Source organism: Pirellulales bacterium (genome assembly GCA_036499395.1).
Taxonomy (GTDB): Bacteria; Planctomycetota; Planctomycetia; order Pirellulales; family JACPPG01; genus JACPPG01.
In genome coordinates this window covers 129,622-146,760 of record DASYDW010000122.1, presented here as the reverse complement: position 1 = coordinate 146,760, position 17,139 = coordinate 129,622, and the positions used below count along the sequence as shown (strand labels likewise).

The following is a 17,139-nucleotide window of genomic DNA, read 5'->3' as shown; positions in this document are numbered from 1 at the left end:
GCGTACACTAACAAATGCCCGTAAGCCTGCCTAGGCGAGTGCTGCAGGCACCTCGGCCGACGGAACGTATCGCGACAGAGCGGCGCCGATCACCAGATTTCCCTAACGGAATTGAGCAAGGTGCCGGTACACGCGTTCAGTGTCGCGGCGAGAATCCGGCGCCACCGAGCACTGCTACGAGGCCGGCGACTCGCTAGCACTCTGTCTGATGCCGTCGCGCCACTCGCGCATCTTCGGCCATAGGATTAATCCCGCACTGGCAATCAGAATCATGCTGCCCAGCCACGTCGGTTGAAGCCAGTCCGCGGCCAACAGGCCGACCGCGACGCCGATCAACGCAAGGCCGATCGTAGCTGTCTCGCGCTGAGAGATATCCGTGCGACGGCCGATTGCCACGGCAACCACGACGAGCAGAATCGCCGCGCCCCAGTGCAGCCCAACACCCGATTGCGATGCGGTCGGAAAGCGAATCGTGACCGCCGGAACGAGGCCCGCGAAGTCGAATCGATCGCGTGCCTGGTTGCCGAACGCCGCCTCAATAAACTTGCTTTCCGAAAAAAGGGCATCCCCCGAGGGCGCTACTGGCACGGCCTCGTCGGACGAAATCAGTTGCGCTGCACCACGAAAGCCCGACGAGTAAACGAACCACGTCGTTTGTCCAATGTCCGCGCCATCCAATGACGGTGCTTGCAATTTCCTTGGGCCTGATCGCGTTTCCTCGGCCGCGGTGATCTCAAATGCGACCTCGATCTCTTGTGGACCTTCTCTTGGGTCAATCTGGATTTCCCAGCCATCGTTGCCGCGCGACGGAGTCACGATTCGATCTCCGACGCGCAATCCCCATACCTGAGCCCCGTCGGGCATCCGCAAGCTAAGCGTCTGCTCATCACTGCCATTAACGACAAACGACACGACTCCCCGATCGTCCCCGTGCTGGCCGCACATCCAATGGACCACTGCGCTGCCTGGCGCCGATGACGAAGCTGCTATCGAAGCCGCGGACCACGCTGCGGCGTCAGGTCCATCGACACGAAACACCTGCCAACCACTTGCTGGCGTGGCGGTCACCGATCCCTCGGGAAGCCGATCGGCCTGCATCTCGCGGCCACTCCAACGCAGCCGCTCATTCCCCCATTGCGCCGGTAACACGAGGTAAGAATTGCACACCTCACCTTCGTTCTGTACCAACGTCGGCGGCGAAACTGGTTCGGAGGTATCGAACTGCAAGGGACTGCGGAGCGAAAACTGGAACTCCCCTTCGATCGGGGTTTTCGGGCGCACGATCAAGCGGCGAATATTTACTGCTTCGGTGACAACTTCCCAGGGGCTGGCTGGCGTGATTTCGAAGGGACCGGTCCAGACCGCTGGCAGGTCGATCGCGATCGTGTCGAGCGAACCATCGTCAATCATGGCCCGGTATTCAATCTGCCCCTCCGCGCCGTTGCCACTAGATTTGATCGTCGCGATCAACGACGACCGCACATGCGGCGCATTGGGCGTGATGCGCAGTTTCGCATCGTATTCATCCTGCTTCGAGACGAAACTGGCGACCAACCGCCCCGGCAGCGCGATATCATCGGTCGGCCGCGCGCTGCGCTCGGTCTCGGCAAGGCCGGTCAAAGCCTCGACGACGACCTGGACCGACGGCCGGCGGCAAAGACTAATCGACGTCTCGCGACGTGATGCCGATTCGACTTCGAAGCGAGGCAGCAACCACTCGCCCAGACGCGGCGCCGGAAGCCAGCCCTCGATCGCGAGTTGCTGCCGGCCCGTGACAGGCCCTGTGAGAAAGACTGTGATGGTGCCCGTCTCCTCGCGCGTCCAGCGACTGACGCGATCGATGCCGTCTTGAAGCACCGTGAGCTTTTCGATGTCTAGATCGGCCGGAGCTTGCACGCGATGTTGCAGAATATAGCCGGCCGTCTGCGATTGTCCTTCCGCCGGCGCGATTTGCGCCTCGAAGGTGACCGTGGCCCGCGCCTCGCCAACGCCGACGAGCAATCGTTGTTTGGCCACGGTCGCGATGCCTCTGGGCCGCGTCGCTATCGTCCAAGCTTGGTCTGGTGTCAATTGCACAACGGATTGCGGCGGTGCCGGCGCTCCCCCCCAATGCGTCAGGAACTCGGTGATATTCACCGCGGTCGTCGGATCTGCCGGGGGAATCTCGAATTGCAAGGCAGGCTCGACCGATAGCGCTAGCACGCGACTGACCACCTTAACCCCCTGCGGCTCGATGCGTGGCAGCGAGAGCTGACCGATACCCGAACTTCCGACCAGCAGGAACGATAAAGGAATCGTGACGTGATCCGTGACAGGACGCGTTAGTTCGACGCGCACCGTCTGCGAATCTCCTGGCAAAGATTGCACGCTGACCACCGTGCCCGATCGATCGACAACTGGCAATGCCCGCAGACGGGGATCGACCGATAACCATAACTCCGAGAGCGGCGCCTTGAGGCCCTTGATATCCAGACGTGCGTGCAGCACCACCGAGGCCGGTTGGATTTGCAGCCACAGCCATAGGTTCGCGTCTCCCGCGACGTTCGTTCCACGCGATTGCCGCGAACGAGCCCAACGCAAAGACAGACGGCTCGCAGGGCCCAACTGTGCCGTCAGCGTGCGTCCGTCGTCAGATAGCTGCGAGGCCCCGTACGCCGTGGGAATTTCGACCGTCGGCATACCGGCCGGCATTTGCACGACCAGGCTGTTGTGCGGGACTGGTGGAATCGGCATCTCGAACGATCCTGCCGTCGAGTCGCTGCGTTGCGTCCTCAACGAAAGCTCCAACCGGTACAAGCCCGGCTCTTCGAATTGGCAGAAAAAACCGTCCTCGTCCGTGTCCCATTCCAGGTCGACCTCGCGCCCCTCGCGCGTCGCCACTGGTCGCACCCCCACGGTCGGCAGGCGAAACACGACATCTGCGCGCAGCGCCAACACGTCGTATTGGGCGCGCACATCGCTCGTGACAAAGCCCTCGCCCGTCGCGTCACGATTAAAGGAAAGCTGGTAGCTAGCCCCGCGAATCAACCATCCCTGCCCGCTGCCCACGGTATCTGCCGCACGACGTTGCAACTCGTCGTAGAGCTGTTCGGGAATCTGGTACTTGTCTTTGGTCGGCATTTCTTTCTCGTCGACCGGGATGAAGACCCGATGTACGATGTCCGCGGCCTCCTCGCGCAGCGCCGGCTTTGCCGCCTGCTGTGCGACAGCCAACGAGGCAATGGCGACGAATCCCAACGACAAAACGACAACGAGCGCAACGGGGGCCGCTTCGACCAACCGACGCGATGCGCTGGCGCTTGACGATGTGGATATGACGCGCGGCGGCGTGCGCGGTTTCAGCCACTGCCAGGCGAAAGCAATCGTTGTGCCCCACAATGCGCCCGTCGACCAAGGCACGAGAGCTTCGGGGGTTACCAACGTTAATGCCACGGCGCAAACTAGCACGCTGAGAAGGATCGTGCGCCGCCGCACAAAGCACAGGCACGCGGCCAAGGCCAAAACGCAACTGGCCGCTCGCCAGATGTCCCGACTCGGCCGGTAGACGGCGCGCACCGTGGGCGGCAACTTGTCAGCGGATCGAATCAAAAATGGCACCCCTGCGTCGCCGTCATGATCGAACGCGGGCGCGCCGACCTCGATGGCATTCGGTTCCAGGCCGTCGCGAGCCCAATCGGCTGCGTCAAGACAAACCGCTGGTTTTCCTGCGCTCGCAGTGAGTGACAATTGAAGCGGCCCGGGCAGCAAGATGCCCAATACACCGGGTTCGATCCAGCTAATCTGATCGCGATCTACCAGGGCCGAGAGCCGACTCGTCAGCAGAACGACGTCTTGAGAATATAACAGCGTCAGATTTGCGCGCTCCAGCAGATTCGGTCGCCCTGCAATCGGCGACTCGCCCACGGTCGTGCCCAGCGGAGTTCGTGGACCGATACCAGCGGCTGCCAGCGAGGGCCCATCGACAACAATGCGAATCGTTTTCTCGCTCGCTAACACCTGAGCCGCGGTGAGCAATGCGGACCACTCCACGGGGGCTGGCCCCTCGTCTGTTGGACGCGACAGGCTGGCAAAGCGGACCGCGAGCTCGCTTGCCGCGGCACGCGTGGCCGGCGCAGTGCGTTGTACCAGACTGCTCCAGCTTCGTGGCGAAAACAACGCTAGAGGTTGCGTGGCGTCGCCGCGCGCCAGCGGACCGAAGATTCGCTCGCCCCACGAAACACCGTCCGGTACCAACTCGCAACTTCCGCCTGCAACGATTGATAGGTCGTAGCTCGGAGGTAACCATAACAGCCACTGGCTGTCGACGATCGGCAAGTTGATCTCTGGCATCGGCGCGACGAGTGGGTCCGTCGACAATCGCCATTTTTTATCGGCGCGATACTCGGCGACGACCGTGATATTCGCCTGGTCAACCGGGAGCAAGATTCTCGCCCGTTGCGGTCCCTGCTCGGGATACGGCTGCCCGTTCAACCATAGTCGCGTTAACGTACAGCCGTCAGGAACGCTCAGCGTCATCGACGCTTGCCCCGCGCTGCGCATCGTGAAAGTGGCGCTGTGCCAGGCGCGGCCGGCGACGTCGAAATGCGATTCCAGGCGTCGACTTCCCACCACACCGGCCACCGGCGGGACGAGCATCAGGGCGTCTCGCACCACCTCGATCTTCGCCGTCGGATCGCCAGGTGCATATTGAAACGCGCCACGTGTCGTCGGTGACATGGGATCGTCGACGTCGGCAAATCTTGTCAACTTCGACGTGCGCAGGAAAAGCCCCACGTCCGCCGCGGCCTCGACAACTACTTGCGCCTGCTGAACGCTGACGTCATTCAGCGAAACCAGGCTCAATTCGACAAGATCCCGACCGGCGGTGCTGCGCTCGGCCACGATTTCGAAGGCCGCGTTCTGCGGACGGGCCAGCACGATCTCCCACGTCTCACCAGCTTCAGGCGTCTGTGCCGGCGGCTTTTCCCCATTCAAGCGTCGCGCTGACAAGGCGCCCTCGCCGGCGCCAACGATTCGAAAACGGGGCGGCTCAGGCCGGGCCGTGCTGAAATGAACGACAAGCCGATCGATCGGATCATCCTGCGTTTGGCAACGAATCGAGTTGGTTTCGACGATGGTCGACGCATCGACGGACGTCGTCCCGACAATCTTGGCCGCGAACGTCGGTCGTTCTGGTTCGATCGAAGCCGTGAAGCGCCCCCCGGCGGGATCGACGCGGTAGACGTCGTTCGGCGGTTCGCTGAACAATTCCTGTTGCGTGAAATCCATCGCGCGCGGATCCACGCGCGCCATGTTTTCGAGATCCGAGATTGCCAAACCGTATCCCGCTGCGGCGTGCAAACTGAACAATTGTTCGTCAAGTTCAACGTCTCGGAAACGCAAAAAGTTGAGTTCGTCGGACTGCCAACGTCCCACGGATTTGTCGTGACCCGGACGGTGCCCGTGAATCACAAATTGGCAAGGCGTATCCGCGGAAAGAGGGCGACTGGGTCGAATCACTAATTGCGCCGACTCCTCGCCCGTCTCGACGCGCCAGTCACTCGGAGCCTCGCGCGGTGTTGACTCGACGGTATCGACTACCCAATCCGCGCCTAAGTCCGCGGCGAGCGTCGAACGGCGCCCCTGCAAGACGTGGGCCGTGGCGAGCAGTTCGGCCTGGGCGGCATCCTCGCCGAGTTCGAGGTTCAAACCAGTCGAAACGTGTACGCGCGATTTTGCGCGTGCAAGTTCCAACTCGACAGCGCTTTCGTCCGAGAACAATTGCACCTCGAACGATTCACCACGATTCGGCTCCGGCAGCAACGAATACTTCGTCTGTCGGCTGTCGTGCGGATTCAGACGGCGCACTTCCATCGGCTCATGTACCAGCAAAGTACATGTCCCTTCCTGCCAGGTCACGTTGGTGGCATGGATGCGTGGCAGCGAGAACGGCTTATTGTCCGCTGGCAATGTGCCGATGGCCGACAAGCGCAACGGCCGGTCCGATCCGGAAAGTGCATCCGCCAGTTGCAGGACGACTTGCGTTCTCGTTTGCCCGGTATCGGCTGACGTCGTAAACGGAACGTCGGTTTCTCCCAGTCGAGCCGAAACAAGCTGCAATCCAGGATCAAGCGACAAAGTGATCTGGCGGACGGGCGTCGAGTGTACGTCCAGCTTCCAGACGGTTACCAAATCGAGCCCGCGCATCGATAAATCGTAGACCGAGGACTCGCGCAGTAAGACCGATGGTTGGTTCGATGTCGCCGTGGCGGGATCCGGTATCCGCAACGTAACGTCGGCGGCGCTTCCCAGCAGAATGCGATAGATGTGCCTTGTGTCCTGCTGCTCGACCAGGGTCGTCAGCCCGGCGCCTGCCGTGGGGACCACGCCCGGCGGTACCGTTAGCAGCATGGTCGAAGCGCCGGTTCCCGGCAGTTCGAAACGGAAGGCGAACTGACCGTCGCTATCGCGCCGACTTCGTAGCGACCAGGTGCCGGTCACCGTGCCAGAACGATTGGCCAGCAGCATTGCCGCCCCCCCCTCTCCTAGCCCGAACTCGACGGGCGCAGGTGAGTCGCTCCAGCGAACACTATCGATCGCCAGGTTCAGCGCCTCGATAGGGATCCAGGCCGATGTCTCACCGGACCGCTCGACCTCCCAGGCCAGCGACCCCCGCAAGTTCTCGGTGCCATCGAATTGTGCCGTGTATTCGGCGCGCGCGAGCGCCGCTGCCGGTGGACCGTTCTCCCCCTGCGCCTGGGCTGCTTTCAAAAGTCGCTCGAACTCTTCTCCCTCGACGGGCACGTAGCGCGCGGCGCCTCGTGGCCAGTCTTGCACCCGCTCGGCGGGCGCGTAGACCCGGCGAAATCGCAGCGGCGCACCCTCCGGCGGAGTTTTCGGTTCCTGCGCTCGACCTTCGTTGGCCTGTGCCGCACAAATTGCGGCGACCGTCAGCGCAAGCGCAAGATTAAGCAGCACGAAATGACACGCACGTCGCATCATGAGTCCCCTGGAGACGCGGACGCCTGGGGAATACGCGGGACGGATTGGCCGCTGCTAGAAGAGGCCTGCACGCGTAGATGCGTCTTCGTCGAACCTGGCTCGTGAACCGAGCTGGGCCCCGTGCGGATTACCAGCGGTGATCGATGGCGCGAGTTGAGATATCGTGCCAGCAGCGCCGATAGGCCTGCCAGAACAGCGCCCAATGCCGCCACCTGTGCGATGAGCATCGCGACTTCGGGAAACATAGCCGCCGCGGCGAGCAGCAAAATGCCCACTATAAACAGTGCCGCCGGATGCCGCAGCGATTTGAAGTTCAGCAGCAAAAGGCCCGCTGTCAAAACAGTCCCGGCTGCGGCAGCCACGAGCGTGACGCGACTGACGACGTAAATATTCAACTCCTCGATCGGTCCCATCGCCGTCAGGACGTATCGATTGGTCTGCCTGGGAATATCGGGACCGGCCGTCGTCTGCGTCCAAGCCTCGAGGTGGGGCTGCTCGACCAGTGGCTGGCGTACCCAGATCCCATTTTCAAGACGCCATTGAAACATGCCCGTCAAATCGGCCGGCCAGCCCAGCAAATGCTCGTCGCGCGGAAGAACAAGCTGCCAATACGTCTGCCGCATCCATGGAGCGTCCTCAATGCTGGGAGGCACGAGTTGCAAATGCCCCTGCTCAGCACTGCGCGTGGCAAAACGATAACTAACGTCCAGGACATGCGTTTGCACTCCTGCAGGAATTGCCACCGACAGCGTGTCGCGCGCGGCGCTGCTGGCCGCGACGGATGTGCCATCGAGAATCACTTGCGCCTCAGCCGCGATCGCTCCGGGCGGAAGGTGCAACGTGAGTGAGTTTTCAGCCCCTTGAATCTTGAATACCGCGCGGTCCCAGCGTTCGCCCCCGGCCAGCCGCGACTGAATCCATGCTCGTTCAACAACGGCTGGACTCGCATTTCTTGTCTCTTCGCGTCGGGCCGCCAGAGCGACCTCACCGCTTGCCAGCGGATTCGTCAGACGCATTCCCGCAGGGTGAGAGCGATCCGCCCCTACGACTTCGGCGTTCCAACCAGAGTCCCGCTGCTCGACCTTGATACCAGGCGAAGCCTTGACGGTTAATACGTTCGAAGCCAGCTCCGTAACGGTCGGCATGACCAAGGGAACATCGATCGGCAGATCCCGGTCAGCCGTTAGCGTTCCGATCCGTAGCGGATACTTGATGCTGAGACGGAATTTTCCCTGCCGTTTTTCCGGTAATACGAGCCGGTACCGCACCGTGCGCTCCACGCTTGATTCACTGGTATCGCTCGTCGGCGTGACTGGTTGGTCGTCCAGTTGCCACTCGATGCGGTCCGCGCTGGACAGCCAGGTGGGCACGTCCAGCGACAGTGCACCGAGCGGTTCGTTCATTACCGAGTAGTCGATCGTTTCGTCGACGTGCGCTGCCTCGGCGTCGAGCGTGAATTGAGTACGAATGTCCGCCACCACAGTGCGAGTTTCGATTTGCAGATCCGCCGCGAAGTGCAGTTTGCCCGACTGACCGCGGAACTTGAGCGGTTGTCGGCCGGCCTCATCAAAGGTCGCGTCCAACGAATCACCACGGATCTGCATCAAACCCACCAGTTCGGTCTCGCGAACCGTGAGCGACACATTCTCGGCCGGCATCACGGACAGTTGCGCCGGCGCCGTGGCATCGGTTACTGGACGAGGCAAATCGAACTCAATTTGCGTCGCAGCAGGTGCAATCTTGCGGTGCGCGCGCAGCAACAATTCGATCCCGCCGGTCGTCGGCTGCAGCAACGGGACGCGGATCGGTTTGTCGGCTTCCACCGCCACACGATCGACATCGAATGTGCCACGGGGCGCGACGTCATCCAGTTCCCAGCCGGGCATGGCAATCTCGAGGGCAAACACTTTGGCGCCGCGTGCCTGATAGGTCAGCCGGGACTGCAGACGAATCTGTTGGCCATCGACATCAACACTGTAAAAGGGCTCGACCGAAAGATGGGTTTTCAGCGGGGCCAACCGGCCCGCGATCGAATACGGCTTGCCGAAGTACTCGAACGAGGCCAACACACCGTCGCGTTCAAGCTCCTTGGGAATCTCCTCGACCTGGCGCGCCTGGCGTAACTCCCCCCAATCGATGTGCCAGCCGTCAGTCACACGAACCGCGACATAGCCGGATTGGCGCGCCGCTCCGACCAACTCGACGCCAGTCAGGTCGAAGTCGCGCTGGCCCGCCTCTTCGTCCAGCGGTTGGTCCAGGGCAAAGCGGACGGTGAGGGGAGTGGCGACCTTGTCGCGTAATCGCACTTCGCATAATTGTGTTTGCCCGACCTCGCCTTTTCCGCGCTCGCTGGGAGCCGATTCGATGGTATAGCCCGGCTGCTCGGTCGAGGTGACGGTGGCGTTTGCCGGCACTTTCAGGCGGAACGAGTCGAGCTTGCTACCAAAAGTTCGCACCGTTAGTTGCACGTCGGTGTGAATGCCCGTGGCATCGACTCGCACGTCCAAAATGCCCGCCCCCTCGAGCGGCGCAACAATTTCGTTGTCGCCGGCATTCTGCTTGTGCCAGACCAGGGCGAAGTCTCGCTCCATGCCCAGCACCTTGAAGTCGGTCGAATTCTTGCCGTGCGACGTGCTATCGAGCAGCCCCCCTTCGCGCACCGTAGCGACCGCGCTCGGGTCTGGCACGGTAAAAACAAATTCCGACACGGCGGCGCGGGGCAGTCCGAGCCTCAATTCGGTTTGATCGGCCAACTTTTCTAACGGCGCGGCCAAATCCAAGGTCAACTGGTGCGGCTTGTCGCCATCGCCGCGCAGCCAGAGAACGTACTCCTTGGCCGCCGAATCGAACTCCAGGCGATAGTCGCCCGGCCCCTGGTAGCGAGGCTTCGACCGCATCACGGCCTGCGACAGACGTAACGGTACTCGGACCCACCCTGGTTGGTTGACCGCGACCGAGAGTTCGACCGACAGTTCGGCCTGGCGCTCTCCGGCGTGCCCGTTGGCGACCAATCGTTCAAGCTGAAACCGTGGAGGCTGCTGACCGAGCCCCAATTGGGCCCGCTGGTTCATGAACCGCTCGAAATCTTCGAGCGTGAACCCCAAGACGGCCTGTAGCAGCCCGCCGTCCTTATTGCGAAGAAACAAGACCGGAGGCTGGGCCTCTTGTACGGGCCCCTCGCTCGACATCGGTGCTTCTTGCGAATTACCCCGGCGCGGCGTCTCCATCGGCTGGGCGGCCATGCCGGGCGCGGCGCAGCCGACCGCCAGCAAATAGCCCCAGAGCGCAATGGTCCGAAACCAAGGGATTCGCAAGACGACACTTTCCTACAGCAGCGCGGCCAGCTGAATGCTCGGTAACTGCCCGTTACCGCTAGCCGCGACCAGAAGTGATGCGGACGACTGCTGTTCTATCTGGTCTAGTGTACCCAGGGGTTGGAGCGCCTTGAAGCAAGAATCGCTCGACGCAACTCCTTTTGCTATCTCGGGCTTGCCCCTGCCCTGCCCCGCTTTTGGCGGGGGCTAACCGGTGGCCAAGGCCAGAATCTGGCACAATTCCTGGTGTAGCGCAGCCGTAGCCGCCGCCACGAAACTGGCTTCCAGCAGACGAAAATCGCCTCCTCCTGGCCCGGTGAGCACACCCTGCGCTTCCCGCACCATTAATGCCCCGGCGGCCACGTCCCAGCTCTTGGTGTCGTACGACCAAAACGCATCGAACCGCCCCGCCGCCACTGAGCAAAGGTTCAACGCCGACGAGCCACTACGGCGCGTCGCACGACAGCGACCAAGGACCTCGAGAAACCGCGCAACCTCAGGGGAATTTCGGTCCGAACGGGGAGGAAAACTCGTCGCGACAACAGCTTGCGAAAGCTGTGTCGTGCGACTCGCGTGCAAGGGACTGCCATTCAGAAACGCGCCTTCCCCCGCGGCCGCCAGGTAACACTCGTCATGGACCGGTGCGTAAACAACGCCGACAACCAGTTCTCCGGCTCGTTCCAATCCAATCGAGACGGCGTAGTCGGGGATGCCGTGAACGAAATTCGTGGTGCCATCCAGTGGATCGACGATCCACCGCAGGCCATCAGGGCCTGGCGGGATCGACTCATTTTCTTCGGCCAGAAATCCGTGGTGCGGGAATACCGCTAAGAGCGTGTCCCGGATCGCCCGCTGCGACGCCACATCCGCGTCAGTTACGAGATCGGCCGGGTTCTTCTCGCGGGCTTCGACGCGTCCCGCATGATCGCGAAGCACCTGCCCGCCTACGCGTGCCGCTTCCTCGCACAGCTTGCCAAACTCGGCGATTAAAGCCATTTTTCGCTCGTGGGGTCCGGGTCCGTGGACATGGTCAGGATTATATGGCTACCGCCACAGCAGACAACGCCCTTGCCACTGTAGCGAAAAGTGTTGCAAGTTCGTGGTATTTCTTCGGCCCTATCTGTCAAGAGTCCAAGGGTTGCGGGTTTGCATCGGCCCGCGCGTGGCGAAGCGGTGGCGGTGCCAAAATCCCCCGAAATGGTCAGCTCTTTAGGGAACGAATTATTTTTGAACAAAAGTGTGGACAACAGATTTCAAGTTGGTAATATCAGGGCGGCTGAGATGAGGACGTCCGATCGGAAGCGCGTCAGTCGTCAGGTCAGTGCTATTCATCGTGTGACTTCATAATAGCGTTCGTATTCGACGGCCTCTTCTCTGTTCCGGCCCCGCCGTTCCGCCTCGCAGCGAGCGGCGGGGTTTTTTTATTCACAGAGAGCCGCAGTCACACATTCCACAGCATCTCATTGCACGTAACGCGCGAACGTGACCACTTCGGCTGTGTGGAATCTGTCTGGGAATTACGCCCATCTCAAATTTGGCGATCTACGCGCGACCGTCGATATCACACGCCCCGGGCTAGGACTGCACGAGATTATTGTGCGCGGCCAGTCGCTGACCGACGCCCACCTGCTCACCGCGCAATTCGCCGAGCCCCAGCCAAACGCGGAGCAACCGCTCACCGACTCGTTTATTCGTGGCAACGATCTGGTACTTACGTACTCGCCGACACCGACGCGTCCTGTGCGGCTGCAAGTTTATTGGCGTGTGCTCACTGAAGCCGACACCCTGAATTGCGCTGGCGGTGTCGAGATGCAAGTTTCTGTGCAAACGAGCCTGCTGCACGCTTGGCCTGCGCTAGTCATCAAAACGCATCTCTCCAATACGGTTGTCGCGCCGATTGATTGCGATTCGATATCAGCGTCTTTATTGCCGGTGCGATCCGCCGCTCCGCGCCCGAGCGCCGATTGCTGGTTATGCCACCCGCGCGACGCCGGATGGAGTTACGTCGAAATGGCGCATCCGGCCGATGTCGAACGGGCCGAACTCCAACACTCCGCCGAAGGTGCTGAACTATCGCACTACTTATTCTCAGACTCTTTGGAGAAGGGCGTCATTCTCCGGGCTCGCTCGCGTGGCATCTTCGCGCTTGCAACCGGTGACGAGGCCACAGCCCGCAATCTTTACGAACGGTTTCTTGCGGCGCCTCTACCGCTAACGACGTAACGTCCCGAACCGTGCCAGGACGTGGCCCCTCCCGCGTCTCGCCCGGTGGCAAAGGCCCTTTGGCCCTGCGGCCCTATGTGTCATCGCCGTGGCCGTTACGTTCGGAATAACCGCTAGCTCCCCAAAGTTCGTTGCCACTGCCTGAACGGGCAGCAAGGGTGACGTATATCTCCGCGGGGAAGAATCTCGAGGCGAAGGTTTCCCGGTCGTCGCCGACGCGGTATCGACCGACACCATGTCGAATACGCTCATGTCACGAAAAGCGGTCTGGCTCGCGGCGGCGCTGGCCCTCTGGGGTCTCTGCGGCGTTATCGCTTGGGGCGCACTGATGCTTTTCCAACAAACGCCCGGCATATCTGCACAAGCTCCGAGCCAGTGGCCAGCCTCGACCAATATCAGGCCCTCCCCAGGACGTGCGCAGTTGGTGGTGTTCGTCCATCCGCGCTGCCCCTGCACGCGCGCGACGCTCGATGAATTGAAAGAGCTTGTCGAGAACGCCACGACGCCGGTCGATGTGCACCTGCTTTATTATCGTCCAGCAGGCACTGAGAAGGATTGGCTGCGCACCGACCTGTGGGATTCCGCGTCAAGGATTTCCAACGCCGTCGTACACGAGGACATAAACGGCGAGCTGGCGCGACGTTTTGGCGTGAAGACATCCGGACAGGTGCTGTACTACGACGGTCGCGGCCGGCTGTTGCTGGCAACCGGTATTACGGCCGGACGCGGGAACACTGGAGCCAACCAGGGCCGAGACGCCGTCGCCGCGCTGCTCGCCGGCCACGTACCGTCCACAGACCAGGCAGCGGTATTTGGCTGTCCGCTGGGTAATGACACTCTATTTACCTCACGACTTGGGAGCGTGCCGTGACGAATCAGAATTCGATCTGCATTCAAGATCGCGCGCGCATCTCGGATCGCGCCACAGGGATCCTGGCCGGCGAACTGCACACGATCCGCGCCCGTACGGACCGTGTCTTCGCGGTACTGTTGACACTGGAATGGATCGTTGGACTGGCAACGGCATTGTGGATCTCGCCCTACACGTGGGCCGGCAGCGAGAGTCGCGTCCATCCGCATGTGCTGGCTGCGGCGGCGCTCGGCGTATTGTTTACGCTGGTACCACTCTTTCTTATCTGGCGCAAGCCCGGCGATGTGCTGACCCGGCAGGTTGTCGCCTTTTCGCAAATGTCATGGTCCGCGCTGCTGATCCATCTCTCGGCAGGGCGCATTGAGACCCATTTCCATATCTTCGGATCGTTGGCCTTTCTGGCCTGGTATATGGACGTGCGCGTCCTGGTTACCGCGACAGCGGTGGTCGTGGCCGATCATTTGGCGCGCGGCACTTATTGGCCCGAGTCGGTCTTCGGCAGCGCGACGGCCAGTAATTGGCGTGCCATCGAGCACTCGGCCTGGGTGCTTTTTGAAGATGTGTTTCTTGCGATTTGGATCCATTTCGGCCTGCGCACGCTGTGGAGCAGTTCGCTGCAACAAGCCCGCCTGCGACATACGAACTTCTTAATCGAAAACAAGGTCCGCGACCGCACCGGCGAACTTCAGGCCTATGCCGATGAGATGCAAACGGCGCAGCGCAAATTACAGAAGCAAGCCCGGGCGCTCGCCTCGCAGGCCGACGAGTTGAAGCGAGCCAATCAGGAAGCCCAGCAGGCTAATCGCGCGAAAAGCGAGTTTCTCGCGAACATGAGCCACGAGATTCGCACGCCTATGACGGCAATTCTCGGATTTGCCGACATATTGTCCGATAGCCTCGACAAGCCAGAACAGCTAGATGCCATAACGACGATCAAGCGCAATGGCGCTTATTTGCTGGAACTGGTGAACGACATCCTCGATCTCTCGAAAATCGAGGCCGGTAAATTCCAGGTCGAAAAGATTCGTTGCACCACGTTGGGAATCATCGCCGACGTGGCCAGCCTGATGCGGGTACGAGCCGCCGCCAAGGGGCTGCCTCTGGACGTCGAGTACATCGGGCCGATTCCTGAATCGATCGAGACGGATCCCACCCGACTGCGACAGATATTGATCAATCTGATCGGCAACGCGATTAAATTCACCGAAATCGGCCGCGTTCGCTTGCTCGTCACGACGCGTTACCTACCGCAAGGCCCGCGCCTGCGCATCGACGTTGTGGACACAGGCCTGGGCATGACCCCCGACCAAGTATCGCGACTCTTCACCCCCTTCACCCAGGCGGATGCCAGCACGACGCGACGATTTGGCGGCACCGGCCTCGGACTATCGATCAGCAAACGCTTCGCGCAGATGCTCGATGGCGACCTCTCGGCCAACAGCACCCTGGGCAAAGGGAGCACGTTCCGGCTTGAGATTTCGGTTGGAGATCTAGAAGGCGTCCCTCTGATGGCCGGCCCATTCGAGGCCTCGTCGAGTCGAGCTCACGCAACCGCGGAACAGGAATTTGGCGTGCAAGGAAGTGTCCTGCTGGCCGAAGATGGTCCGGACAATCAGCGTCTGATTTCCTTTGTCCTCCGCCACGCCGGCGCCGAGGTTGCGGTTGCCGATAACGGTCAGATGGCTCTTGAAATGGCACTAGCTGCGCGCGATGAGGGAAAGCCGTTCGATTGCATACTGATGGACATGCAAATGCCGATTCTGGACGGCTACGAGGCCACGCGCCGCTTACGTTCCGCCGGCTATACGCAACCGATCGTCGCTTTAACGGCCCATGCCATGGCCGGAGACGAAATGAAATGCCTGGCCGCCGGTTGCAATGACTACACGACCAAGCCCATCCAGCGCCAAAACCTGGTGAACATCGTCGCCCGGTATTGCAGCCACACGGCAGAACCGGTCAACGAACATTGAACGGACGGCGGTGTGAAACTGTCGCGGCCTGCTCTAGCGACCGAGAAACCCCTCGCCCGCGCGAAAGCGGCAAGCCAGCACGCAACCGCTGGTGACGTGCTCGTACTCTTGCTTCCACCAATGAGGATCGTTCAGGTCCACGACGCGCACGCCAGGTGGCATTTGGGCTGGCGAATTGTGAAACGGCGCGGCCAGTAGTACCCAGACCGAGTTGGGCAGCGGCCACCCTTTGGTCGTCTCGGCAATGCGGTTGCCCGCGGCGAGTTCCGCTTCCAGCAGAACGCGCAGTTCGCAGCACAACGCCTCGACGTGCGCAGGGTCGATCATCCTCGCATCTGTCTTCATGCTCGCTTCCGTGCATGGCTCGTCCACCGAGCGCGACGTAACATCCGTGCGCGGCACGGCGTCTGACGTCGGCGAGCCCGGAAGCGCGCCTCTTCGTGTTCCCGTTCCTGAATCTCCAGATAGCATGTGATAATTATACGTCTTGCTCAAGGAGCCAAACGCTCGCTGCGCCAATCATTGCGGTGATTTAATCTGTAGTCGATCCTGGTCGTCGGTCAGCCACTCGAGGTTGAAACGAGCCAGCGTGAGGCGGTCGCCGGCAAAATCGCTTTTCTCCGAGCGGCCGTAGAAGCACAGAATCGTGCCATCCGCCGCCAGCCCCATATCGCTGTACGCGCTCCAGCCAGCCTCGACGCTCTTCGACGCGGGCCACGAGGTCCCTTCGTCATAACTCAGACGTACGGTCAAATTGCGTCGATCACGACTCTTGCCGGGCGAGACTTTTCCATCAGCGCGCGAAAGATTATTGGGATTCACAAATAGTATCCGATCTCGATCTCCTGTTCTCTTCGTCGACAGACGCAGCAAACTCCCCATGCAGATGGGTTCGACCAACGCTTCGTCGAAACGAGGCTCTGACCAGTGCGTGGCGCCATCCGCGCTGACGGTCACCAGCCGACGCTGTTGTGCCGATTCGTTACGCACGTTCAGCATCACACGCCCGTCGGCCAATTCGACTGCTGTCGCTTCATTCGGGTTGACCCATTCATCCGTACAGGGGACCGCAATCTCTCCGGCTCGCCACGATCGACCATGATCGTCACTGTAGATCGTCGACACGACCGATGGCCGATGGGCATTCCCGCCCGTAGCGGTTGACAACCAGACCGGCACCAACAATCGGCCACTGGCCAATTGAATGCCATGATCGGGCCCGGTCGCCAACACTTTCCAGGGGTAGTTCTCACAGAACGATTCGAAGACCTCAGTAATCTCGACCGGCTCACTCCAGGTCAATCCTTCGTCCGTGCTGCGCGCGGCGAAGCACCGACAGTACTCCAGGCAAAACATAAAGGTCACGCTGCCGTCGCGATCCGCGATCATCACCGGATTGTTGTAGGTGACGTCGCTCGACTTCACGTCCTTGAGGTGCAGTGCGACGGGATTCTTCGTCTTCGGACCAGGCACATCCGCGATTTTTTGCGCGACCGACCAGGTCTTTCCGTGGTTGGTCGACCTGCGCAACAAGATGTCGATCGCTCCCCAGTCGCTGCGACCGCGCCGCGCCTCGGCCCAAGCCAGCACCGTTCCCCGGGCAGTGACCGTGATCCCGGGAATGTGGTAGAGGGCATAGCCATCATCGCCGGCATGAAAAAGATCGACCTTTTCCATCCAGGGCTCAGCGGCGTTTGCTGATGCAACGATCATCAAGCAGCAAAAGGCCGCCACTAGTAAATGCCCAAAATTAAAGCAACGACATTTCTCGTCCATC

8 protein-coding genes are annotated in these 17,139 nt (G+C 61.1%); 3 read left to right on the top strand and 5 right to left on the bottom strand.

Features of this window, described 5'->3' with window-relative positions:
- Positions 1 to 174: 174 nt before the first annotated feature.
- From VGN12_23310 to VGN12_23300, 3 genes are all read right to left on the bottom strand, one after another.
- Entirely contained in the window at positions 175 to 6,981 is a 6,807-nt protein-coding gene (locus VGN12_23310; GenBank protein ID HEY4312397.1) for a hypothetical protein, read from the bottom strand.
- Positions 6,978 to 10,295, bottom strand: a complete 3,318-nt coding sequence (locus VGN12_23305; protein HEY4312396.1) for a hypothetical protein — start codon at positions 10,293 to 10,295, stop codon at positions 6,978 to 6,980. Before VGN12_23305 ends, VGN12_23310 begins: the two co-directional genes overlap by 4 nt.
- Positions 10,296 to 10,502: 207 nt before the next feature.
- A complete protein-coding gene (locus tag VGN12_23300) occupies positions 10,503 to 11,291 on the bottom strand; it encodes an inositol monophosphatase family protein (GenBank protein HEY4312395.1) in 789 nt (262 codons plus the stop codon).
- 486 nt (positions 11,292 to 11,777) lie between these two features.
- Between VGN12_23300 and VGN12_23295 the strand changes: the two genes are divergently transcribed.
- From VGN12_23295 to VGN12_23285, 3 genes are all read left to right on the top strand, one after another.
- Positions 11,778 to 12,518 (top strand): hypothetical protein, encoded by a 741-nt coding sequence (locus VGN12_23295; protein HEY4312394.1) that lies wholly within the window; start codon positions 11,778 to 11,780, stop codon positions 12,516 to 12,518.
- 250 nt (positions 12,519 to 12,768) lie between these two features.
- Positions 12,769 to 13,389: a hypothetical protein gene (locus VGN12_23290; GenBank protein HEY4312393.1), complete on the top strand. Its 621-nt coding sequence runs from the start codon at positions 12,769 to 12,771 to the stop codon at positions 13,387 to 13,389.
- Positions 13,386 to 15,362, top strand: coding sequence for an ATP-binding protein (locus VGN12_23285; protein ID HEY4312392.1), 1,977 nt, complete (start codon positions 13,386 to 13,388; stop codon positions 15,360 to 15,362). The genes VGN12_23290 and VGN12_23285 overlap by 4 nt, the downstream gene beginning before the upstream one ends.
- 33 nt (positions 15,363 to 15,395) lie before the next feature.
- On the opposite strand, the gene VGN12_23280 is transcribed toward VGN12_23285, so the two are convergent.
- Both VGN12_23280 and VGN12_23275 read right to left on the bottom strand, forming a co-directional pair.
- A complete protein-coding gene (locus VGN12_23280; GenBank protein ID HEY4312391.1) occupies positions 15,396 to 15,707 on the bottom strand; it encodes a hypothetical protein in 312 nt (103 codons plus the stop codon).
- A 174-nt stretch (positions 15,708 to 15,881) separates the two neighbouring features.
- On the bottom strand, positions 15,882 to 17,138 hold the full coding sequence (locus VGN12_23275; protein ID HEY4312390.1) for a sialidase family protein: 1,257 nt from the start codon (positions 17,136 to 17,138) through the stop codon (positions 15,882 to 15,884).
- Position 17,139 lies beyond the last annotated feature (1 nt).